We start from the raw sequence: 21,751 nt of genomic DNA, 5'->3' as shown, positions 1-21,751 counted from the left end.
GCGATGTCCTCCCCATCCCAAGAAGAGGCGTTGGAAAGACTCGCGGCCGCGCGCTGGCGGGTGGCCGCCGTCCTCACCGTGGCCACGCTGGTGGCCTACTTCGGCTTCATCCTGCTGGTGGCCTTCAACAAGCCGTTGATGGGCCAGCAGCTCGTCCCCGGTCTGTCGGTGGGCATCCTCCTGGGCGCGCTCGTCATCGTGACGGCCTGGGCACTGACGGGCATCTACATGATCTGGGCGAACGGCAAGTACGACCGGGCCCTGCGCGAACTGCGTCGTTGAGAGGAGAATCCGCATGAATCCCCCTTCGGCAACGGGCACGCAGCTGGGCCAGCCCAACTCCACGGCCATCCTCTTCTTCCTGCTCTTCGTGGGCGTCACCCTGGCAATCACGTACTGGGCGGCGCGCAAGACGAAGACGACGTCCGAGTTCTTCGCGGCGGGCGGCGGGGTGAGCGCGCTGCAGAACGGCTTCGCGCTGGCGGGCGACTACATGAGCGCCGCCAGCTTCCTGGGCATCGCGGGCCTGGTCGCCATGTCGGGCTTCGACGGCCTCATCTACTCGGTGGGCTGGCTGGTGGGCTGGCCGGTGGTGACGTTCCTCATCGCCGAGCCCCTGCGCAACCTGGGCAAGTACACCTTCGCGGACGTCGTGGCGTACCGGCTCAAGCAGACGCCGGTGCGGCTGGCCGCGGCGCTGGGCACGCTCACGGTGGTGAGCTTCTACCTGATTGCGCAGATGGTGGGCGCCGGCAACCTCATCCACCTGCTCTTCGGGCTGTCCTACGAGGTCGCCGTCGTCATCGTCGGCGCGGTGATGATCCTCTACGTGCTCTTCGGCGGGATGATCGCCACCACGTGGGTGCAGATCGTGAAGGCGGTGCTGCTGCTGGCGGGCGCGTCCGCGCTGGCGCTGGCGGTGCTCTACAAGTTCGGCTTCAGCCCGCTGGCGCTCTTCAGCGAGGCCACCCGCCAGTACGGGGAGAAGACGCTGGCGCCGGGCACGCTGGTGAGCAACCCGCTGGAGACGATTTCGCTGGGCCTGGCGCTGATGTTCGGCACCGCGGGCCTGCCGCACATCCTGATGCGCTTCTACACGGTGCCGGACGCGAAGGCCGCGCGCAGCAGCGTGTTCTATGCCACGGGCCTCATCGGGTACTTCTACCTGGTGACGTTCATCCTCGGCTTCGGCGCGTCGGTGCTGGTGGGCCGGCAGGCGATCACGAGCGTGGACAAGGGCGGCAACATGGCGGCGCCCATGCTCGCCGAAGTCGTGGGGGGCACGGGCTTCCTGGGCTTCATCTCCGCGGTGGCCTTCGCCACCATCCTCGCGGTGGTCGCGGGCCTGACGCTGTCCGGCGCGGCGGCGCTGTCCCATGACTTGTGGTCCAGCGTGGTGCGCAAGGGCCAGGCCCCCGAGCACGAGCAGCTCAAGGTGGCGCGGCTGGCGAGCCTGTTGCTGGGCGTGCTCGCCATCATCCTGGGCGTGGCCTTCAAGGGACAGAACGTGGCCTTCATGGTGGGGCTGGCGTTCGCGATTGCCGCGAGCGCCAACTTCCCCGCGCTGCTGTTGTCCATGGCGTGGAAGAAGTTCACCACCTACGGCGCGGTGGCGAGCATGTTGACGGGCTCGTTCAGCGCGGTGGTGCTCATCTTCCTGTCGCCCACCGTACAAGTGGACCTGCTCAAGAACACGAGCGCCCTGTTCCCGCTGAAGAATCCAGGCATCATCACCATGCCATTGGCTTTCATCGTGGGGGTGCTCGTGTCGCTGATGTTCCCGGAGCGCGAGTCCAGCGAGCGCTTCGCCGAGGTGAAGCACCGCATGCACATGGGCGCGGGCAGGCCCTTGGGGGCGGCGCCCGAGGCCGCGGCGGCCTCGGTGGAACACACAGGTCGGACACCGACTCCCACGCCCAGCAAGGCTTGATGCCATCGAGATAGCCCTCCTCCGTCACTGCTCCTGGGGAGGAGGGCGGGGGTGGGCGCCGGGCCTCCAAGGGGCCCGGGGCCCGCCCCTCTTGCTCAATCCCTGACAGCAGACACGCTGGAGCGCTGCTCCCGCTGGCGCGTGCGCGCGGTGCAGACGGCGCTTGTGCGCGGGCACGTCGATGCCCGACGGGCGCGCGGCCTCCTCCGCGGACAGGCCCTCCAAGCCCCGGAGGCGCAGCGCCTGCCGGTCCGACGCGGACAGTGTCCCGGGCGCATCCCAAAGCACCGCCCCCGACTCACGCGCGTGCGCCACGCCGTCGAGCGCGGGCCCGGAGGAGACCACCGGCCGCCCCTGATTCACGCGCGTGCGCCACGCCGTCGAGCACAGGCCCGGAGGAGACCACCGGCCGCCCCTGATTCACGCGTGCGCCACGTCGTCGAGCGCGGGCTCGGGGAGACCACCGGCCGCCCCCGATTCGCGCGTGCGCCACGTCGTCGAGCACGGGCTCGGGGAGACCACCGGCCACCCCTGAGTCACACGCGTGCGCCACGTCGTCGAGCGCCGGCTCAGGGAGACCATCGGCCGCGCCTGATTCACGCGCGTGCGCCACGTCGTCGAGCGCCGGCTCAGGGAGACCACCTGCCGCGCCACGGGCGCATCGAGCGACACGCGAGCCCCTTCCGCGCGCCTCCTTCCGGCGCTCCCGTGAGCAGTCAGCGCGCGCCACCGGGTAGAGCCATGTCGACAGCCGCGCCTGCTCCCGGAACGCCGTCACCAGCGTTTCCTGGAGCAGGTCCCTGGAGCCGCACAGGCGCAGCAGCCCGAAGCCGTGCACCGAGGGGAGGCTCATCGGGCGAGCAGCGCCTCCCGGTCCCCCCGCGTCGCCGCGGAGACGAGCACCGCGTCGCCGCGCCCCTTCGCCCTTCGTCTCACCACCGCGGCCCTGTCCTCTCCGCGCGTCGAGGCCCCGAGGGAGCCCGCGCGCCATGCCCGCCGGCCTGGGAGAACCCACCCGCCTCAACACGGGCCCCTGGGTGCTTTTCCCGGGGGCGGGCTCTCACATCCTGACCGGCGGCGTGCCACGCTCCTGAGCCGGTCGCACCCGCTTGCCTCGATTCTCTTCCTCGTCAGGTGCCTGCATCGATGAACACGTTCCTCCTTCCGCTCCTGGGCGGTGTCCTGCTGGGCCTGGGCGCGGCCCTCCTGCTCCTCTTCAACGGCCGCATCGCCGGCATCAGCGGCATCGCCGGTGGGCTCTGGGCGCCCGCGTCGGGTGACACCGGGTGGCGCGTAGCCTTCATCGGTGGGCTGATGCTGGGCGGCTTGGTGCTCGCGGCCGTGCGGCCGGAGGTGCTCGGCGCGCCGGTGCTCACTGGGGTGGCCACCCCGCTCATCGCCGGGCTGTGCGTGGGCTTCGGCACGCGGCTGGGCAGCGGCTGCACCAGCGGCCACGGCGTGTGTGGCCTGGCGCGGGGCTCCAAGCGCTCGCTGGTGGCCACGCTGACGTTCATGGCGGCGGGCGCGGCCACCGTCTTCGTCACCCGGCATCTCGTGGGAGGTGCGTCATGAAGCAGGCCCTCACGGCGGGCGCCGCGGGGCTGCTCTTCGCGCTGGGGCTGGGCTTGGGCGGCATGACGGACCCGGCGAAGGTGGTGGGTTTCCTCGACGTGGCGGGCGCTTGGGACCCCAGCCTCGCCTTCGTCATGGCGGGCGCGCTGGGCGCGTACGCGCTGGCGCGCGGGCTCATCCTCCGCCGCGCGGCCCCTGTGCTGGCGGACGCCTTCCCGAAGGCGCCCTCCGCCTCGGTGGATGGACGCCTGGTGGCGGGCGCGGTGCTCTTCGGCGTGGGCTGGGGCTTGTCGGGCTACTGCCCGGGACCGGCCCTGGTGGTGTTGCCGGTGGGCGGACTGACGGTGGCGCTCTTCGTGGTGGGGATGGTGGCCGGTATGGGCGTGTTCCGCGCCCTGGTGAAGCAACCTGGGTGAGCAGGCCCATCACACACAACCCCCACGGGTGTACGGTGCGGGCTGAAGTCACGCATTGCGGGGCGCCAAATCTCAGACTTCCGGGCATGTGAAGTGATTGGGACATCACATCCGGACATTTGAGTGCATTTGCAAAGCTTTGAGTGGATCACCGCGAGGGGCGGGGGTGGCTAGGATGACTCCTCAATGCCACGCGCCGCGAATAGGTTGCTGGACGTCGACGAAGAGAAGCTCGTCCACCAGTTCCCCGGAATCGACCGCAAGGCGGTGGGGGCGTTCTTCACGCCCGCGCCCCTGGTGGAACGCACGCTATCGCTCGCGATGGCGCACCTGGGAGCAGGGCCGCTCACGGTGATTGACCCGGCTTGTGGAGCCGGGGCCTTCCTGTCGGCGGCCTCGAAGCTCTGGCCCGGAGCCCGCCTGTGCGGCCTGGAGCTGGACCCGGCCGTGGCCCGGCTGTGTCAGGCCCGCGTCCCCGAGGCGGACGTAAAGGAGGGCGACACGCTGCGAGGCGGGCTGGAGCCCATGCTCGCCGCCACGCCGCCCGAGCACCGCGAGCTGTGGGTGGGCAATCCGCCCTACAACGGCACCTCGCCGGTGCTGAAGGACGCGGGCGCGTACGCGAAGCTGCGTGCCTTGTTGCCGCTGGCGCTGCCGCCGGGCACCAGCCTGCGCGACGACTTCGCCTTCTTCCTGCTCGTCGCCGCGCACCGGCTGTCCACGCGGCCCGGCGTGCTCGCCTTCATCACGCCCGCGAGCCTGCTGGACGCGTTCCTCTACGCGCCCTTGCGCCAGTCGCTCTTGCGCATGTTGACGCTGCGCGAGGTGGTGGACCTGGGGCCGGGCGCCTTCGCCGGCACGCAGGTGCGCACGTGCATCACCGTGTGGTCCTCGCTGCCGGGCCACGTGGACCCGCCGCGCTTCGAGCGCCGGGGGGCGTGGCAGCACTTCACCCCCGAGGCGCCCGAGTGGCGGCTGGCGCCCACGACGCCGGAGGCGAGCGCGCTGGACGCGCGGTGGAGCGCGGAGGGCGAGCCGCTCACCACGCTCGTCCCCGTGAGCCTGCCCGGGGTGAAGACGCGCTTCGACGAGCTCCTGGTGGACGCGGACCCGGAGCGGCTGCTCGCGCGCATCCGCGCCTTCGCGGCGTCCTCGCTGGACGACCTGCCGGACTTCGCGCGGGTGCATGGGCTGTCCGAGGAGCTGCTCCCGAAGCTGCGCGCGCTGAAGGTGGGCCCCGCGCTGGAGGTGGACGCCAGGCACCTGCGGCCCTTCTTCCGGTATGGCGGCGCTCGGCACCGGGGCACGCTGCCTCCAGAGACGCGGGCGTACTGCTACCTGGACCGGCGGCTGATTCCGCGCGGAGACCACCGGCTGCGCGGGCCGTACGACCCGCACGTGGGCGCGGTGAAGCTGCTCTTCAACGTGCGAGAGCTGCCCCTGTCCGCGGCGCTGCTGCAGGAGGAGGGCTGCGTCCACGACCACCGGCACGCGCGCTTCGCGCCGCTGTTCGTTCCCAAGCGGCTGCGCGACGAGGGCCTGCGCGTGACGCGCTCGTCCGCGTCCGCCGAGGAGCTGGGGCCGCTGGTGCCCAACCTGTCGCCGCGAGGCCTCGAGTGGGCGGAGACGCTGGGAGGTCCTGAGGAGGCCTTCAAGGCCATCGTGCGATTCCTCAACGGCCCCGAGGTTCAGCGCACCTGGGCGCCGGCCTTCGGCGCTTCACGCGTGGTGCCGGTGCCGCTGGTAGTGCCGCCCATCGGACAGGAGTGAGGAGGCGGTGGGCGGCCCGCATGGTTTCCCTGCGGGCTGCGCGGACAACCGCTAGTGTCCACCTTCGCTGAGCAGCATTTCCCCTCTGGAGGAGGACCCCGACCCATGAAGATTCGCGCGCTGCTGACCGCCACCGTTCTCACCGCCGCCGCGCCCGCGCTGGCCCAGGCCCCCGCGGCGACGCCCCCCGCGCCCGCCCAGGCCGCCCCCGCCGCCGCGGCGCCGGCGAAGAAGGAGGCGCCCAAGGGCGAGACGGCGAAGGCGACGGTGAAGGACGCGCAGGGCAAGGACGTGGGCGAAATCACCTTCGAGCAGGCCAAGCAGGGCGTCCTCATCAAGGGCACGCTGCACGACCTGCCCCCCGGCCAGCACGCCTTCCACATCCACGAGACGGGCAAGTGCGAGGCGCCGGAGTTCAAGACGGCCGGCGCGCACTTCAACCCGACGAAGAAGGCGCACGGGATGATGGCCCACAAGGGCAAGCACCTGGGCGACCTGCCCAACCTCTACGTGGGCCAGGACGGCAAGGTGCAGTTCGACACGTTCGCCCAGGGCGGGCTGACGGTGAAGTCGCTGTTCGACAAGGACGGCTCGGCCGTCGTCGTCCACGTCAAGGAGGACGACTACGCCACGGACCCGACCGGTGACGCTGGCGGTCGCCTGGCGTGCGGCGTGGTGGAGAAGCAGTAGCGGCCCGATTCACCCGGTGACGCGCCCGTCTGGCATTGCTGGCCGGACGGGCGAGTCCCAGAGCGGCCCCTCTTCAGGGCACGGGCTTCGCGACGGCGTCAGGCGCCTTCTTCACGGGCGTGAAGCGCAGGTCCTGGAAGTCGAAGCTGAAGTCGGTGAGCGGTGAGACGGGCTGCATGCGCATCTCCCCCACCGCGCCGTCGGGCTTGAGCGAGAAGGACACGAACGCGTCCGCGTTGAGCGAGCGGTCCTTCCAGCGCGCGACGAAGGTGTCGTATTGCCAGTGCTCCACCTCACCCACGAGGCCCGGCGTCCGGCTGAAGCGCAGCACCAGCTTGTCCGCCTCCCGCGTCAGCGTCACGTCGCCGTACCAAGCGTCGCGGAACGTGCCGGTGTACGCGTCGAGCGGGAGCGACGGCTTGCTCTGGGCGTTGCGGCTGCCGCGGAGCCCCGCCACCTGGGCCTCCGCCTTGGCGCGCTTCGCGTCGTCATCCGCCTTGAACGCGGCCACCCAGTCCGTGGCGGGCCCGCCCATGAACGCGTCCAGCACCGTCCACATCGGCGCCTCGATGGCCCCGCGCTCCTCCTGGTTCGTCAGCACCGCGACGCCCAGGTTCAGCTCCGGCACCAGCATCACCCGGGAGTAGTAGCCCGGCAGCGCGCCGCCGTGGCCCACCAGCTTGTGGCCCTTGTAGTCGCGCAAGGACCAGCCCAGCGCGTACGCGGCGAAGTTCGCGCGCAGCCCGGCGAGCGGCTTGGACGGCTCGGTGACGTTCATCACCGTCTGCGCCGCCCACATCTCCTTCGACTGCGCCTCGCTGAACAGCCGCTTCTTGCCGTCCGTCCCCGGAATCACGCCCAAGGCCAGCTGCGTCATCATCCACTTGGACAGGTCGTTGACGCTGGAGTTGATGGCCGCCGCGGGCGCGTTGTTCTCGAAGCCCATGGGCGAGATGGCCTTGAGCACCCCGTCCGCCTTCGCGTGCGGCGTGGCCACGTTGCCGCTCACGCGCAACGCCTTGAAGAGCGTGCTGCTGTCGCGCATGCCCACCGGCACGAAGATGCGCTCACGCACGAAGTCGCGCCAGTGACGGCCGCTCACCTTCTCGATGACCTTGCCCGCCACGAGGTAGAGGATGTTGTCGTACGCGTACTTGCTGCGGAAGCTCGACGCCGGGGGGAGGTGGCGCAGCTTCGAGACAATCTCGTCCTCGGTGAACGTCGACTGCGGGAAGTAGAGCAAGTCCCCCGCGCCCAGCCCCAGCCCGCTGCGGTGCACGAGCAGGTCGCGAATCGTCAGCTCGCGCGTGACGTACGCATCGTGCATCTGGAACGACGGCAGGTGGTCCACCACGCGGTCATCCCACTGCAGCTTGCCCTCCTCGACGAGCATGGCCAGCGCCGCCGCCGTGAAGGCCTTGCTGTTGGACGCGATGCCGAACAGCGTGTCCGCCGTCACCGGCGTCTTGTCCCCGAGCTTGCGCACGCCATAGCCCTTGGACAGCACCACCTTGCCGTCCTTCACCACGGCCACGGCGATGCCGGGCACGTCGAAGGTCTTCATCGCCTTCTCGAGGGTGGCGTCGAAGTCGGCGGGCAGCGACTGCGCGAAGGCCGGGGACAGCGGAAGGACGACGAGGAGTAGCGCGAGGACGTGACGCAAGAAGGGCTCCAGGCAGGGGCTCGAAGTCCCCTCTCTACCGCACCTGGCGAACACGCCCCAGCCGCCCTTGTTCCGGGCCCGTGCGTCAGACGTAGCCGAAGCGGCGCCGCGCGAACCACTCCGCGCCGAGCAGCCCGATGAGGGCCACCAGGTAGTACCAGCGGTCCCACAGCGGCTGGTCCTTGGCGCGGCCCACCTCCACCACGGGCGGGTCCAACAGCGGAACATCCGGCAGGCTCTCCTGGGGCAGCTTGTACGCCTTGCCGCCCGTCACCTTGGCCACCTGCTCCATCAGCTCCGGCCGCACCGACGCGTCCGACAGCTCCGGGCCCACGGCGCGCACCGCCACCGCGTCCTCGCCCTGGCCCAGCTCCGTGTCGCCCTTCTTCGCCGTGGCGAGGAGCTTGTAGGGGCCCGGCTCCGGCGGCGCGAACTCCAGCCGCACCACGCCGTCCGGCCCCGTCGCCCCCGTCTGCACCGCCACCGGCTTCTGCGCGGCCACGGAGAACAGCTCCACGCGCACCTGCGCGTCCTGCGCCGGCTGGTAGTCCGCGCTGCGCGCCTGCACCACCACCGCCACCGGACGCCCCGGCTCCACCGAGGGCGGGTCCGCCGTCACCTTCAGCGTCGTCAGGTCCGGGTCCCTCACCAGCCAGCGCAGCGCGTTGCCCCAGAAGCGGTCATACGCGCGGCTGGGCGAGCCATCCCGGTGCGCCGCGAAGGCCCAGTACCACGACGCATCCGTGGCCATCACCAGCGCGCGCCCCCGGCCGTAATCCCACACGGCGACGAGCGGCGCGTTCTTCCCGTCCGAGGTGAGATGCGGATGCTCCAGCAACACGGTGGCGCCCTGCCGCGCGCGCGTCAGGTTGATGCCGGGGATGGGCGGCAGCTCGCCCCACGCGGCCTCGGTGCTGGAGGCGCCGGTGCCGATGGCCGTCACCGGGTGGCGCAGGCCCTCCGGCGTCAGGCGCGCGGTGAACGCGTCCAGGTTGGCGGGGCCCGCGGCGGCCACGGGCAGCGCGTCCATCAGCGTGGGCATGGTGGCGCGGCCCTCGCCCAGCACGCTGTCGCCGCCAATCATCACGAAGGCGCCGCCGTTGTGGATGTAGCGCTCCAGGTTGCGCTCGTACTCGGCGATGGACAGCGACGGGTCCGAGTGCCCGAAGTTCTGGAAGATGACGACGTCGAAGGTGTCCAGCTTCGTGTCGAAGATCTCCTCCATGGGGAACGGGATGAGCGACAGCTCCCGGTCGTTCGACGTCCCCGGGTCGTCCGACAGCGTGCGCAGGATGTAGAACGAGATGAGGTCCACGTTCGCGTCCTGCTTGAGCAGCCCGCGCAGGTAGCGCTCGTCCCACGAGGGGCGGCCCACCACCAGCAGCACGCGCACCCGGTCCCGGATGACCTTCAGCGTGAAGGAGCGGCTGTTGTTGTCCGCCACCGCCTCGTCCGGGAAGGTGGGCACCGACACCGTGTAGACGAAGCGGCCCGTCTGGTCCGGCGTGAAGGTGAAGGACACCGGCTTCACGTCGTCGTTCGTCTCCAGGCGCACCGTCTTGGTGGCCACCGTCTTGCCCTCCTGGCTGAGGACGACGGGAATCTCCTTGCCCCGGAAGCCCTTGCCGTGGATCTCCGCCTCCACCGTGAGCGAGTTGCGCACGAAGGCGAAGTCATCGACCTTGAGGCCTTCAATCGCCAGGTCCTTGAGCGCCTCCTGGCCCACGGTGAAGGTGGACACCGGCACGCCCAGGTCCGCGAGCGCCGCGCGCGCGCGGCCCACCACGCCCGCCTTCAGCTCCGCGTTGTCCGCGCCGTCGCTGAACAGCAGCACGCCGGACAGCTTGCGAGCGCCCTGCCCCGCCCCCGCCGACGCACGCAGCGCGGCGAGCAGGTCCGTGGTGCCCGCCCGGGGCGGCTCCTTGGCGAGCGACGCGGGCGTCACCGGCGAAAGCTCCGGGTCCACGCCGTACATCTCCACCGTGAAGCGGTCCTGCAGCGCCGCGAACGCCGGGCCCGCCTTCTCCAGGAACGCGGCCACCTGCGCGTTGCGCGTGGGCCCGCCCGGCTCGGTGGGAAAGCCCATGGACGCCGAGCGGTCCACCAGCACCGCCACCCGGTTCTTCATCCGCGCGACCTGGAGGTGACGGATGCCAGGCTCCAGCAGGAAGAAGAGCGCGGCCACGCCCGCGCCCACGCGCAGGGCCCACAAGAGGATGCGACGGCCACGCGCGGGCTCGCGGCGCACGCCCCAGGCCGCCAGCCCCACGCCCAACAGCAGCCCGAGCGCGAGGAACACCAGCGCCCACGAGGGCAGCGGAGAGAGGCTGACGAGCTTCCAGGCGTTGAAGGTGGGGGAGTTCATCCAGGCTCTTGAGGTGAGGCCCTTCGCGTCAGCGCCGCTTGTTGAGGATGAGCTGCAGGTGGACCGCGTCGTCCTTGTAGTCCAGGCAGAGCGCGTACATGCAGACGTTGATGCCCAGGCGCACCGCCAGCTCGCGCTGCGGCTCGCCGCCGGGGCTCACGTCGAACTCGTAGTCGCCCGTCTCGTTGCGGCTCCACGCCCCCGCCACGTCGTTCTGCGAGTACAGCACCGCGGCGCGCTTGCCCAGGTTGGCCGCCAGGAGCTGCGGCTTGTTGAGCAGCCGCCCGGGCGCCGCGTCCAGCATGAAGAAGGACTTGAACACCACGTGCGTGGAGGGCACCTCGGTGAGCGGGCTCTGCGGCAGCACGCGCCGCATCTCCCGGCGGAAGCTGGCGTCGAAGCCGTCCCCGTCGCTGCCGTCGTTGGCGTCCGCCAGCATGAAGCCGCCGTACGTCAGGTAGCGGCGCAGGTTGGTCACCTCCGCCTCGCTGAGCGCGGGGAACGCGCCGTCGCCGCCGAAGTACAGGAAGGGGTACTCGAAGAGGTCGGGGCTGCTCAGCGCGAACGGGCGCGCGTCCGGCACCACCTCCACCGAGGTGCGCCGCTGCAGCTCCCACGCAATCCGACGCAGGCCCGACAGCCGCCCGTCCCAGCGGCCGCCGTGCTTCGCCACCGCGGGGATGAAGCGGTTCTTCTCACCGAAGGCGCGCGCACGCCCAGACAGCAGCGGGACGAGCGCGGAGGTGCCGAGCAGGAGGTTTCGTCGGGTCAGGCGCCGCGCGGACATAGAGCGCATCTATATACCGTCGACGGGTGCTCGCATTCCCCGGTATACAGCGGGCCCATGGCGAAAGGCGGACAGACGCCCGAGCCGCCCGGCGCCCCCGAGGTCCGCGCGGCCTGGGCCCTCAAGGAGGCCGGTGACGTCGCCGGGGCCCGACGCCAGGCCGAGCGTCTGTTGGCGAGCAATCCCGCCCCCCAGGACCGCGCCCAGGCCGAGGAGCTCTTGCGCCGCACGTCCACGCCCCGGGCCCTCTACGGCTTCGCGGCCCTGGGCGCCGCCGTCTTCGTGGTGCTGCTGCTGTTGGCGCTGAAGCGCTACGCTTAAGCTACATCGTCGGCGCCCGCGCCCCTCGGGGGCGGCTCGAGCCGCGCCGCAATGCGAAGGAGTCGGAGTCATGGAAGGCCTCCTCCAGGCACTCAGGGCCTATCAGGAGTTCAATCCGTCGGGCTGGGTCGCCATCTACCGGCTCCTGCCGATGTGGGCGGGCATCGTCTGCTGTGTCCTCGGGGTGACGCTGCTCCTGGTCGGCGGAGGCCCCCGGGTGTTCCGGGTGCTCGCCGGTCCCATCGGCGCGCTGCTCGGGCTGGTGTGGACGGGCGCGGTGGCCGTGAAGCTGGGCCTGCCGGACCTGGACCCCAGGGCGCCGTCCATCGCCGCGGGGGTGCTGCTGGTGCTGGGCTTCCTCTTCCCGCCCGCCATCACCTTCGTGGGCCTGGGCGTGCCGCTGGGCCTGGTGGCCGGGCAGATCGCCGGCCCGCAGGACTTCCTGCTCGGCTTCGCGCCGGGGTTCATCATCGGCGGGCTGGTGGGCGCGCTCCTGCACCGGGTGGTCAGCGCGCTCGTCGCCTCCGCGGCGGGCGGGTGGGTGCTCGTCATCGGCGCGCTGGCGGCGCTGCACCAGTTCGGCAGCCTGGTGGAGGCGGTGGCGAGCCGCCCCTGGGGCGTCATCGTCGCGGCGGGCATGTTCGCCATCGCGGGCTCCGTCTACCAGCTGGCCATGCGCCCCTCCCCCGAGGAGGCCGACAAGCAGCGCGCGGAGAAGGAGCGCGTGAAGCTGCGGCAGGCGGAGCAACGGGCGCTCGAGAAACGTTGGGGGGTCAAGTAGCCGGCCTCCCCCGGTCGTCGGCCGTGCTTTACCTCCACCCGGGTGGCGCGTAGATTCCGCCGCCTTTCCCCCCGGAAAACCCCCGAAGGATTGATGGGCCAGGCCAGGCGCAAGGAGAAGGAGAAGCAGGAGTCCCCCCCGGAGCCATCCCCCGGGCAGGAGCCCCTGGCTCAGGGAGCCTGGGTGAAGCCCGAGGGACTGTCGCGCCGGGGCTGGGCCGTGCTCGTCGGCCTCATCCTCGTCATCCAGTTCCCCCTCATCCACTACGTCCTCTTCCGCGGTGACGCGGAGGTGACGGCGACAATCCCCTACACCCAGGACTTCAGCGACCCGGGCGTGGTGAAGCGCGACTTCTTCACCACGGGCGGCTACTGGCGGGTGATTCAGGGCGAGCTGCTGGCGCCGGGGGTGAAGAACAACCCGCTGTGGCTGCAGGCGCCGCTGCCGGACGACGTGGCGGTGGAGCTGGACGTGCGCTCGGAGCTGCCCGAGGGCGACATCCGGGTGGAGCTCTTCGGCAACGGCGTGGACCCGGCTTCCGGCTACGTGCTGATGCAGGGCGGCCAGAACAACTCCGTGTCGGCCATCGCCCGGCTGGACTTGAACGCGCCCACGCTGGACGCGCTCCAGCGCCGCGCGCAGCGCAAGGCGGAGTCGTCGGGCGCCGCCGCGGACCTGGCTTCCGTGTTCAAGGACGACACCCGGGTGAAGGTGGAGGCGCGGGGCACGCCGGTGCAGGCGGGCCGCACGTACCACTGGCGCATCGAGCGCCGGGGCACGCTCTTGCGCTGGTCCATCGACGGGGAGCTGTTCCTGGAGCTGGATGACCCGCGCCCGCTCAAGGGGCCGGGGCACGACCGGCTGGGCCTGTCCGGCTTCGAGTCGCAGATCTTCTGGGACAACCTGCGCGTGGACGCGCCGGACCGGCTGCCCGCCAAGGTCGCGGCCGCGACGCCGGCCATCCCCCCGGGTCCGTACGCGGACGACTTCGAGCGCGACACGCTCGGCGACGCGTGGAACGTCACCAACCCCACCGCGACGCGCATCGTCGACGGCGCGCTGGTGGTGGAGCAGCTCCACAACCGCCCCGTGTGGCTCAAGCGCCCTTTGCCCCGCGACGCGGTCATCGAGTTCGACGCATGGACGGACAGCCCGCAGGGCGACATCAAGGTGGAGGCCTGGGGCGACGGCCGCTCGTTCTACGCGGGTGATTTGCGGCTGCAGTACACCGCCACCGGCTACGTGTTCATCTTCGGCGGCTGGAAGAACACCCAGTCCGCCATCGCCCGCAGGAGCGAGCACACGCCCGACCGCGTCACGCGGGATGGGGCCGCGGTGGTGCCGGGCAAGCGCCACCACTTCAAGCTGACCCGCCGCGGTGACACCCTCGCCTGGGAGCTGGACGGCCAGCCGTTCCTGACCCTCAAAGACGCCACGCCCCTCGAGGGCTCGCGCAACCAGTACTTCGGGTTCTCGGGCTGGCAGACCCGCGTCCACTTCGACAATTTGAAGATTGAGCCGCTCGCCCCCTAGCGGCCCAAGGAAAGTCACACCGTGCGCAGAGTTGGCATCTTCGGCTGGGGCGTCGTCGCCCCCCGGTCCAGGAACATCGAGGCGTTCGAGAGGAACCTCGCGTCCTCCGAGAGCTGGCTGTCCCCCTTCAACGGCTTCGGGCCGGACAACTTCCTGGTCGGTACGCCGGACTTCCAGCTGGCGGACTACAAGCCGTGGATCGACGAGCGCTTCCCCGCCAACCGCTTCTCCCAGCTGGAGCGGAAGATGGGGCAGCCGACGCAGTTCGCCATCGGCGCGTTCATCCAGTCGCTCGCGCAGAACCCGGGCCTGGAGCAGGAGCTGCAAGCCCTGGGGCCCCGCGCGCACGTGTACGTGGGCACGGGCCTGGGGGACCTGCCCACCATCCAATCCATCTCGCTGGATTTGTACCGCGCCCAGCGCCGGTGGGACCGCTTCTGGTCCGCGCCCGAGCGCAACGCGGTGCTGCGCCAGTGGCTGGAGACGCGCGAGCCCGCCGAGGGCGTGCCGCCCGAGCCGTCCACGGTGGACGAGGGCGTGCGCGACGAGGCCGAGGACGCGTGGTGGCACTACTGGACGGGCCGCTCCACGGAGCTGCGCGAGTACCTGGCGGAGCTGCGCGACATCGAGGCCATCGGCGTGCCGGACGGCGCGGACGTGGAGTCCGCGAAGCTGGCCGTCATCAAGGAGAAGCGCACGCGCAACGGCCGGCTGCAGAAGAAGTGGAACGCGCCCGAGCCGCCCTGGAACGCCGTGTCCTCCAACGTGCTGTGGAACATCCACAACACGCCCGCCTCGCAGATTTCGATGCTCGGCCGCATCACCGGCATGACGTTCGCGCCGGTGGCCGCGTGCTCGTCGTTCGGCTACGGGCTGAAGCTGGCGATGAACGCCCTGCAGCTGGGTGAGGCGAAGGCCGTCGTCATGGGCATGACGGACGCGGCGCCCAACCCGCTCGTCGTGGGCGGCTTCTACAACGCGCGCGTCATCTCCGCGGACGCGGCCATCTCCAAGCCCCTCACCGCCCTGCGCGGCACGCACATCGCGGGCGGCGCGGTGGTCTGGGTGCTGGGCGACTACGACTACTTCACGGCCAAGGGCTTCAAGCCCCTGGGCATGGAGCCCGTCTCCGTGGGCGTCACCGCGGACGCGGACCACATCATCACCCCGTCCAAGGAGGGCCCCACGCTGGCCATCCGCGAGGCGCTGGCCCAGGCGGGCTGCGGCCCCGCCGACGTGGGCAGCTGGGACCTGCACGCCACCGCGACGCCGGGGGACTACCTGGAGGTCCAGAACCTGCGCGACGTGATGCCGGAGTCGGTGCTCATCACCGCGCGCAAGGGCACCTTCGGCCACGGCATGTCCGCGGGCGGCGGCTGGGAGCTGACGGCGCAGTACCTGGGCTACGGGCGCGGGCAGGTGTTCCCCACGCCGCTGAAGAAGACGGAGCTCAACCAGCAGATTTCGCGCGTCCACGGCCGCTTCGTCTTCGACGAGGCCCAGGCCGCGCCCGAAGGCTGCGCGGGCAAGCTGTCCATGGGCGTGGGCGGCATCAACGCCTGCGTCATCTCCCGCCCCTGGAAGAAGTGACGCGCCGGGCGGCGCTGGGAGGGCCCCTGGTTCAGGGGTACTCGAGCGCCGCCTGCTGCGCCAGCCGGCCGGCCGCGTCGGGCTCGATGCGCCGCAAGAGCTCCAGCTCCAGCTCCAAGTCCCTCGCGTAGCTCTGCTGCGTGGGCAGCACGCCGGTGGTGTTGGCGTTGGCGCGCGCCACGGCCTGCTCCTCCTGCGCGCGGGCGGAGCCTCCCTGGGCGATTCGCTGCTCCACGTTGCCCCCGCCGATGGCCTGCGACATCCGGTTGCCGCGCATCACCCGGAGGATGCTGCCGCCGTTGGGCAGCGTGTGGCCCTCAATCAGGAAGCGCGAGGACGACGTGGGCCCCAGCGTGCCGCCCCCCGCGTCGCGCCACTCCGTCTCCAGCACGTAGCGGCCCGGCATCTCCTTCCAGGAGTAGCCCTCCTTCTGGAGGTGCGCCTTCACCTCCGGCCACAGGTCCGGCAGCGTGCGCTGGTAGACATGGCTGGCCGCCTTGTCGCGCTGGTAGTTCTCCCGGAGCGAGCGGGAGCACCCCGCCAGCAGGCACAGCACGACGACGAGCAGACTGCGCATGGAGCAACCTCCGACCCGCGGAGACGGGGGCGCCCAGCATAACGCCCCCACCTCTCCACCGGGCAGCCCCCCGCCCGGGCCGGTCCGTCAGCTCTTGGGCGTGGCCACCAGGTCGAAGTCCGGGATGTGTTCGCGCATGAACTCCCGCATCCGCGCAATCAGGGCGGCCTCAATCTGACGGGCGCGCTCGCGGCTGACGCCGTACTTGTCGCCGATGTCCTGCAGCGTCAGGGGCTCGTCGGAGGTGAGGCGGTTCTCGAAGATGAAGCGCTCCTTGCCCTCCAGCGTCCGGGAGAACTCGGCGAGCTTCTCGCGGAACAGGGCCTTGAGCTGCTCGGCGCCCAGCCGCTCGTCGGCGGGCACCGCGCCCGACGGCAGGTAGCGGTCCGCGCGCGTGGCCCGCGAGCCCTCGTCGTCCCCGCCCAGCGGCGCGTCGATGGACACCTCGTCGTGCCCCAGCCGCTGGTCCATCTCCATCACGTCCTGCTCGGAGACGTTGAGCCGCTCCGCCAGCAGCTTGGGGCTCGCCTCGAAGCCCTGGGCGATGAGCTTCTCCTGCTCCTGGCGCAGCTTGAAGAAGAGCTTGCGCTGGGCCTCGGTGGTCCCCAGCTTCACCATCTTCCAGTTGTCCATGATGTAGCGGAGGATGTACGCGCGTATCCACCAGGCCGCGTAGCTGGAGAGCTTCACGCCCCGCTCCGGGTCGTACTTCTTCACCGCCTGCATCAGCCCGATGTTCCCCTCCTGCACCAGATCCAGCAGGGACAGGGGGTTGCGGTGGTACTCGTGGGCCAGCTTCACCACCAGCCGCAGGTTGGAGGCCACCAGCCGGTACGCCGTCCTGACGTCCCCCGTCTCGCGGTAGTGCCGCGACAGGGCCAGCTCCTCCTCGCGCGTCAAAAGGGGGTGGCGCGTCACCTCGGCCATGTAGGCCTGCAGCGGGTCCCGGTTGGACAGCCCCGACTCGCTCGCCCGGACCAGGGCCTGGGCGGGCGCGGGCCGGGGAGCGGCCTCCTCCTCGGGCTCCACGTCGGTCAGCTCGGCCTCGTCCGGCTCCAGGGAATCCGGGTCTGGGGAGGCCTCCACCCCGGTGTCCTCGACCTCGGCGTCGACGGTATCCGCCCTGGCGGGGGCGCTCGCGGGCGCCCGCTTCGCCCGGCGTCCGGGCGACGTTCCTTTGGTTCTCTTCCCTCCACTCGCCATCGGCTCTCCATACCCCAAAGTGCCGCGATTGTTGCCAGAGGGTAATGCAGGGGCTATGCCCCTGCTTGATGAGCGACATCCAAGAGCCCACCGCGCCGGGCAGCCCGGCCACTGACGAAGCCCCGACGCGTCCCGCCGAATACATCGCGGACATCGGCTTCGACGACATGAATCTGTCCGAGCCCCTCCGCCGCGCGCTGGCGGAGCGCGGCTACACCCACCCCACCCCTGTCCAGGCGCGCGCCTTCCGGCCCGCCATCGAGGGAAAGGACCTGATTGTCCGCAGCAAGACGGGCACGGGGAAGACGGCCGCGTTCGGCCTGCCGCTGCTGGAGAAGATTCCCGCGGATGAGAAGCGCGTGCGCGCGCTCATCCTCTGCCCCACGCGCGAGCTGGCGCTGCAGGTGGCGGAGGAGCTGACGCTCCTGGCCAAGTACAAGGGCGTGAAGGTGGCGGCCATCTACGGCGGCGCCTCCATGAAGCAGCAGGAGGACGCGCTCGAGGAGGGCACGCCCATCATCGTGGGCACGCCCGGCCGCGTGTTCGACCACATCAACCGCGGCAACCTGAAGCTGGACGGGTGCGACCACGCGGTGCTGGACGAAGCCGACGAGATGCTCAACCAGGGCTTCTACGAGGAGGTCACCCGCATCCTCGACCGCCTCCCGAAGTCGCGCCAGGTGCTGCTCTTCAGCGCCACCGTCCCCACGGACATCCAGAACCTCATCGCCCGGTACACGACGAACGCGGAGACGCTCTTGCTCTCCGGCGACGTCTTCACCGTGGAGCACATCCACCACGTCCGCTACGACGTGTCGGACGCCTTCCCCAAGCCGCGCAACCTCATCTACATCCTGGAGAAGGAGGAGCCGCCCAACGCCATCATCTTCTGCAACACGCGGGATGACACGGCGCTGGTGACGGCGGTGCTCAACCGCAACGGCTTCGACGCGGAGCTGCTCAACGGAGACCTGCCGCAGAAGGAGCGCGAGCGGGTGATGGGCAAGGTCAAGCGCGGCGAGGTGGCCTTCATGGTCGCCACGGACATCGCGGCGCGCGGCATCGACATCTCCGGGCTGGAGTACGTCATCAACTACTCGCTGCCCGAGGACCCGGCCGTCTACCTGCACCGCGTGGGCCGCACCGGCCGCATCGGCAACAAGGGCACGGCCATCAACCTCTTCTCCGGGCGCGAGCTGGCCACGTACACCGCGCTGGAGAAGAAGTACGGCATCAAGTTCGACAAGCAGGAGATGCCCGCCCCCGAGGAGGCGATGCGCCTTTGGACCGAGCGCCACGTGCGCGAAATCCAGGAGGCCGCCGGCGGCTCGATTTTCGAGGGCTTCCTGCCCCTGGCCGCGCAGTTGAAGAACCGCCCCAACGCGGATGACCTGGTCGCGTTCCTGCTCAAGTACTTCTTCAGCCACCTGCGCATGGAGAAGCTGCAGGCGGCCCAGGAGACGGAGCGCCGCGAGCCCGCGCCCGAGCGCAAGTCCAGCGGCGGCGAGGGCCGTCGTCGGGACCGCGAGGAGCGCGGTGGCCGGGGCGAGCGTCGTGAGCGCGAGGACCGTCGCGAGCGCGGTGAGAAGCCCATGGCGCGTCCGGAGCATCCGGACCGCGAGCGCCGTCCGCGCCGCGACGAGCCCCGGCGGGAGCGTGACTCCGGCCGTGGCGGCGCCGCCGCGCTGGAGGCGGGCCCCGGCGAGGCGAAGCTGTGGGTGAACCTGGGGACCGCGGATGGCCTGGGGCCGGGCAGCATCGCCACGGCGCTGGAGGACGCGGGCGCGCCCCTGGGGAAGGTGGTGCGCGCGGAGCTGCGCCCCACGTTCGCGTACGTCTTCGTCGCGGAGGAGGACAGCGCGGCGTTCGAGACGCTCAACGGCAAGCAGCACGGGACGAAGACGCTGCGCGTGGAGAAGAGCAAGCCGCGCACCGAGCGTGAGCCCGGCACCCGTCCGCCCCCGTCCCCGGACGCGGGCCCCGGCGAGGTGAAGCTGTGGACCAACCTGGGCATGGACGACGGGATGGACGAGGCGAAGCTGCCCGCCGCCCTGGAGGCCGCGGGGGCTCCCGCCGGCAAGGTGCTCAAGGCGCTGCTGCGCCCCACCTACGGCTACGCGTACGTGGCCGAGGCGGACGCGGCGGGCTTCGAGGCGCTCAACGGAAAGCAGCACGGCGAGAAGGTGCTGAAGATTGAACGGCACCGTCCGCGCGGTTCACGCGAGGAGCGTCGCCCGCGTCACGAGGCGCTGCCGGACCTGCCGGGCCAGGTGCGCCTGTGGGTGGGCCTGGGCAAGCAGGACGGCCTGGACGAGGCGGGCGTCACCAGCGCGCTCGAGGCCGCCGGGGCTCCGGCCGGCAAGGTGGTGCGCATGGACCTGCGCCCCACGTACGCGTACGTGTTCGTCGCGGACGAGGACGCCGCGGGCTTCGAGGCGACGCACGGCAAGCAGCACGGTGAGCGCACGCTGAAGGTCGAGCGCGCTCGCAAGAAGTAGTCGCACCGCATGGGCGTCCGGCGGGCCTTCGGGCCATGCCGGACGCCATGGGCGCGGAGGGCTCGGACAGGGCCCCGCGCGTCAGTCCCAGGCGGGCCGTGCGCCAAGCCCTCCTCTCAGGGTTCCTCGGACGCGGCGGCCTTCCTGCGCCGCTCCCGGTGGTAGTGCGCGGTGCACAGGCCCCGGGCCAGCACGGGCCGCTCGCAGCCCGCTTGCGAGCACGGGACGGGCTCGGGCCGCGCGGGCCGCGTCGCCGACGGGCCGCCGCTGAACATCACCTCCGCCACCTCGAGCAGCCGGTCCACGTCCGGACGGGAGAGGTGACGGGTGCGCGCGAAGCCCTCCAGCCGGTGGCCCCCGGCGTCGTCCACGTCCTCCACCCGGAGCAGCTCCCACAGGGGCATCTCCAGCGCGGAGGCCACCTGGAGGAGCGTCTCGTAGCTGGGGCTGCGCTCCCCGCGCTCCAGCAGCGACGCGAAGGACACGGAGATGCCGCACCGGACGGCGAAGTCCTCCTGGGTGAGGCCCCGGCGCTCCCTCAGCGCGCGAATCCGTCGGGCCAGGCCCTGCAGGTGTCCGTTCACCGTGGAAGCATCCGGGGGACCGGGTGACATGGCAGTTTCCTATGGTAGCGCACCCCTTCTGTTAAGGTCTCGCGCGCGGTGCGGGCCCACCCGGGTCCACCGCCACCAGGAGCCCTGCGAATCATGAGCGCCGTCGAGGGTACCAACTACTACTTCCGCAAGGCCGCGCGGATCATGGACGTGGGAACCCCCATCGAAACGCTGCTCGCCACGCCCCTGCGCGAGGTGAAGGTCCAGGTCTCCATCGAGATGGACTCCGGGGAGATTCGCACCTTCCTCGGCTACCGCATCCAGCACGACAACAGCCGCGGCCCCATGAAGGGCGGCCTGCGCTACCACCCCGCGCTGAACCAGGACGAGTCCTCGTCGCTCGCGTCGCTGATGACGTGGAAGACGGCCGTGGTGAACGTGCCCTACGGCGGCGCCAAGGGCGGCATCGCGTGCGACCCGTCGCAGCTGAGCCTCAAGGAGCTGGAGCGGCTGACGCGCAAGTTCGTCGACCAGATCCAGGACGTCATCGGTCCCACGCGGGACATCCCCGCCCCCGACGTCAACACCAACCCCCAGGTGATGGCGTGGATCATGGACCAGTACTCGCGCTACCACGGCCACTCGCCCGCCGTCGTCACGGGCAAGCCGCTGGAGCTGTACGGCTCCAAGGGCCGCGAGGCGGCCACCGGGCGCGGCCTGTTGTACGTGTGCCGTGAAATCCTGAGGGATTTGGGCCTGCCGGTGAAGGGCACGCGCTTCGCGGTGCAGGGCTTCGGCAACGTGGGCAGCCACACCGCGCAGCTGTTGTGGGAGGACGGCGGCGTGGTGGTGGCCGTGGCGGACGTGCTGGGCGGCATCCGCAACCCCGCGGGCCTGGACATCCCGTCGCTCTTCGAGCACGTCAAGCGCACCGGCACGGTGACGGGCTTCACGGGCGGCACGGCGTGCACCAACGAGGAGGTGCTCGCGGCCGACTGCGAGGTGCTCATCCCCGCCGCGCTGGGCCACGTGCTCACCCGCGACAACGCCAACCATGTCCGCGCGCGGCTCATCATCGAGGGCGCCAACGGCCCCACCCAGCCGGAGGCGGACGAAATCTTCGAGAAGCGCGGCATCTTCGTGGTGCCGGACGTGCTCGCCAGCTCCGGCGGCGTCACGGTGAGCTACTTCGAGTGGGTGCAGAACCTCCAGCACCTGTCCTGGGAAGAGGACCGCGTCAACGCGGAGCTGGAGAAGACGATGAAGGAGGCCTACGAGCGCGTGGCGCAGATTGCCCGCTCGCGCAAGGTCTCCATGCGGACGGCGGCCTACATCCTCGCCATCGGCCGGGTGGGCAAGGCCACCGTGCTGCGCGGCATCTGATACTCCGGGCGCCCGTCCGTCCCCCGGGCGGGCGAGCCTGCCGCATCGCGGCAACGCGTCGGGGCCCCAGGTCCGGTGCAGGCTGTCCCTTCCGCCCGGGGCGCGCTTCCGCTAGACG

General features: G+C 71.0%; 20 protein-coding genes. 12 read left to right on the top strand and 8 right to left on the bottom strand.

Features of this window, described 5'->3' with window-relative positions; translation table 11 throughout:
- Positions 1–3: 3 nt before the first annotated feature.
- Both K8625_RS02260 and K8625_RS02255 read left to right on the top strand, forming a co-directional pair.
- The gene (locus tag K8625_RS02260) at positions 4–282 is read left to right on the top strand and encodes a DUF485 domain-containing protein (RefSeq protein ID WP_046715732.1); all 279 of its coding nucleotides are present in this window, start codon (positions 4–6) and stop codon (positions 280–282) included.
- Positions 283–295: 13 nt separating this feature from the next.
- On the top strand, positions 296–1,930 hold the full coding sequence (locus tag K8625_RS02255; protein ID WP_223748051.1) for a sodium/solute symporter: 1,635 nt from the start codon (positions 296–298) through the stop codon (positions 1,928–1,930).
- Between the two features lie 24 nt (positions 1,931–1,954).
- On the opposite strand, the gene K8625_RS02250 is transcribed toward K8625_RS02255, so the two are convergent.
- Positions 1,955–2,293: an RNA polymerase sigma factor gene (locus tag K8625_RS02250; protein WP_223781706.1), complete on the bottom strand. Its 339-nt coding sequence runs from the start codon at positions 2,291–2,293 to the stop codon at positions 1,955–1,957.
- A 57-nt stretch (positions 2,294–2,350) separates the two neighbouring features.
- Positions 2,351–2,602 carry a hypothetical protein gene (locus K8625_RS02245; protein WP_223748050.1) on the bottom strand — a complete coding sequence of 84 codons (252 nt, stop codon included), beginning with the start codon at positions 2,600–2,602 and terminating at the stop codon, positions 2,351–2,353.
- A 474-nt stretch (positions 2,603–3,076) separates the two neighbouring features.
- On the opposite strand from K8625_RS02245, the gene K8625_RS02240 reads away from it, so the two are divergent.
- The 4 genes from K8625_RS02240 to K8625_RS02225 all read left to right on the top strand — a co-directional run bounded on the left by K8625_RS02240 (position 3,077) and on the right by K8625_RS02225 (position 6,378).
- Complete coding sequence (locus K8625_RS02240) at positions 3,077–3,502, top strand: YeeE/YedE family protein (RefSeq protein WP_223781705.1); 426 nt, start codon at positions 3,077–3,079, stop codon at positions 3,500–3,502.
- Entirely contained in the window at positions 3,499–3,918 is a 420-nt protein-coding gene (locus tag K8625_RS02235) for a DUF6691 family protein (RefSeq protein WP_223781704.1), read from the top strand. Before K8625_RS02240 ends, K8625_RS02235 begins: the two co-directional genes overlap by 4 nt.
- Before the next feature lie 186 nt (positions 3,919–4,104).
- Complete coding sequence (locus K8625_RS02230) at positions 4,105–5,688, top strand: class I SAM-dependent DNA methyltransferase (RefSeq protein ID WP_141333196.1); 1,584 nt, start codon at positions 4,105–4,107, stop codon at positions 5,686–5,688.
- Positions 5,689–5,793: 105 nt separating this feature from the next.
- Entirely contained in the window at positions 5,794–6,378 is a 585-nt protein-coding gene (locus tag K8625_RS02225; protein ID WP_223781703.1) for a superoxide dismutase family protein, read from the top strand.
- Positions 6,379–6,451: 73 nt separating this feature from the next.
- Here the strand turns inward: K8625_RS02225 and K8625_RS02220 are convergent, their stop codons facing one another.
- The 3 genes from K8625_RS02220 to K8625_RS02210 form a co-directional block, all read right to left on the bottom strand.
- Positions 6,452–8,041, bottom strand: a complete 1,590-nt coding sequence (locus K8625_RS02220) for a serine hydrolase (RefSeq protein WP_223781702.1) — start codon at positions 8,039–8,041, stop codon at positions 6,452–6,454.
- Between the two features lie 85 nt (positions 8,042–8,126).
- A complete protein-coding gene (locus tag K8625_RS02215; protein WP_223781701.1) occupies positions 8,127–10,406 on the bottom strand; it encodes a glutamine amidotransferase in 2,280 nt (759 codons plus the stop codon).
- A 28-nt stretch (positions 10,407–10,434) separates the two neighbouring features.
- Positions 10,435–11,193, bottom strand: a complete 759-nt coding sequence (locus tag K8625_RS02210) for a DUF4159 domain-containing protein (protein WP_223748044.1) — start codon at positions 11,191–11,193, stop codon at positions 10,435–10,437.
- A gap of 57 nt (positions 11,194–11,250) precedes the next feature.
- Between K8625_RS02210 and K8625_RS02205 the strand changes: the two genes are divergently transcribed.
- From K8625_RS02205 to K8625_RS02190, 4 genes are all read left to right on the top strand, one after another.
- Complete coding sequence (locus K8625_RS02205) at positions 11,251–11,514, top strand: DUF2379 family protein (RefSeq protein WP_223748043.1); 264 nt, start codon at positions 11,251–11,253, stop codon at positions 11,512–11,514.
- 70 nt (positions 11,515–11,584) lie between these two features.
- Complete coding sequence (locus K8625_RS02200; protein ID WP_223748042.1) at positions 11,585–12,295, top strand: hypothetical protein; 711 nt, start codon at positions 11,585–11,587, stop codon at positions 12,293–12,295.
- Between the two features lie 93 nt (positions 12,296–12,388).
- Positions 12,389–13,828, top strand: coding sequence for a hypothetical protein (locus K8625_RS02195; RefSeq protein WP_223781700.1), 1,440 nt, complete (start codon positions 12,389–12,391; stop codon positions 13,826–13,828).
- A gap of 21 nt (positions 13,829–13,849) precedes the next feature.
- Positions 13,850–15,418, top strand: a complete 1,569-nt coding sequence (locus K8625_RS02190; protein WP_223781699.1) for a beta-ketoacyl synthase N-terminal-like domain-containing protein — start codon at positions 13,850–13,852, stop codon at positions 15,416–15,418.
- 31 nt (positions 15,419–15,449) lie between these two features.
- Here K8625_RS02190 and K8625_RS02185 read toward each other — a convergent pair whose 3' ends face one another.
- Together K8625_RS02185 and K8625_RS02180 are read right to left on the bottom strand one after the other, a co-directional pair.
- Positions 15,450–15,995 (bottom strand): hypothetical protein, encoded by a 546-nt coding sequence (locus tag K8625_RS02185; RefSeq protein ID WP_223748039.1) that lies wholly within the window; start codon positions 15,993–15,995, stop codon positions 15,450–15,452.
- 87 nt (positions 15,996–16,082) lie between these two features.
- Positions 16,083–17,198 carry an RNA polymerase factor sigma-32 gene (locus K8625_RS02180; RefSeq protein ID WP_223781698.1) on the bottom strand — a complete coding sequence of 372 codons (1,116 nt, stop codon included), beginning with the start codon at positions 17,196–17,198 and terminating at the stop codon, positions 16,083–16,085.
- A gap of 68 nt (positions 17,199–17,266) precedes the next feature.
- On the opposite strand from K8625_RS02180, the gene K8625_RS02175 reads away from it, so the two are divergent.
- Positions 17,267–19,696: a DEAD/DEAH box helicase gene (locus tag K8625_RS02175; protein WP_223748037.1), complete on the top strand. Its 2,430-nt coding sequence runs from the start codon at positions 17,267–17,269 to the stop codon at positions 19,694–19,696.
- Positions 19,697–19,812: 116 nt separating this feature from the next.
- Here K8625_RS02175 and K8625_RS02170 read toward each other — a convergent pair whose 3' ends face one another.
- The gene (locus K8625_RS02170; protein WP_223748036.1) at positions 19,813–20,310 is read right to left on the bottom strand and encodes a helix-turn-helix domain-containing protein; all 498 of its coding nucleotides are present in this window, start codon (positions 20,308–20,310) and stop codon (positions 19,813–19,815) included.
- Positions 20,311–20,403: 93 nt separating this feature from the next.
- On the opposite strand from K8625_RS02170, the gene K8625_RS02165 reads away from it, so the two are divergent.
- Entirely contained in the window at positions 20,404–21,633 is a 1,230-nt protein-coding gene (locus K8625_RS02165; RefSeq protein WP_223748035.1) for a Glu/Leu/Phe/Val dehydrogenase, read from the top strand.
- Positions 21,634–21,751 lie beyond the last annotated feature (118 nt).

It is taken from the genome of Myxococcus sp. AS-1-15 (assembly GCF_020037055.1).
Taxonomy (GTDB): Bacteria; Myxococcota; Myxococcia; order Myxococcales; family Myxococcaceae; genus Myxococcus; species Myxococcus fulvus.
This window is presented reverse-complemented; position numbering and strand designations above follow the sequence as displayed.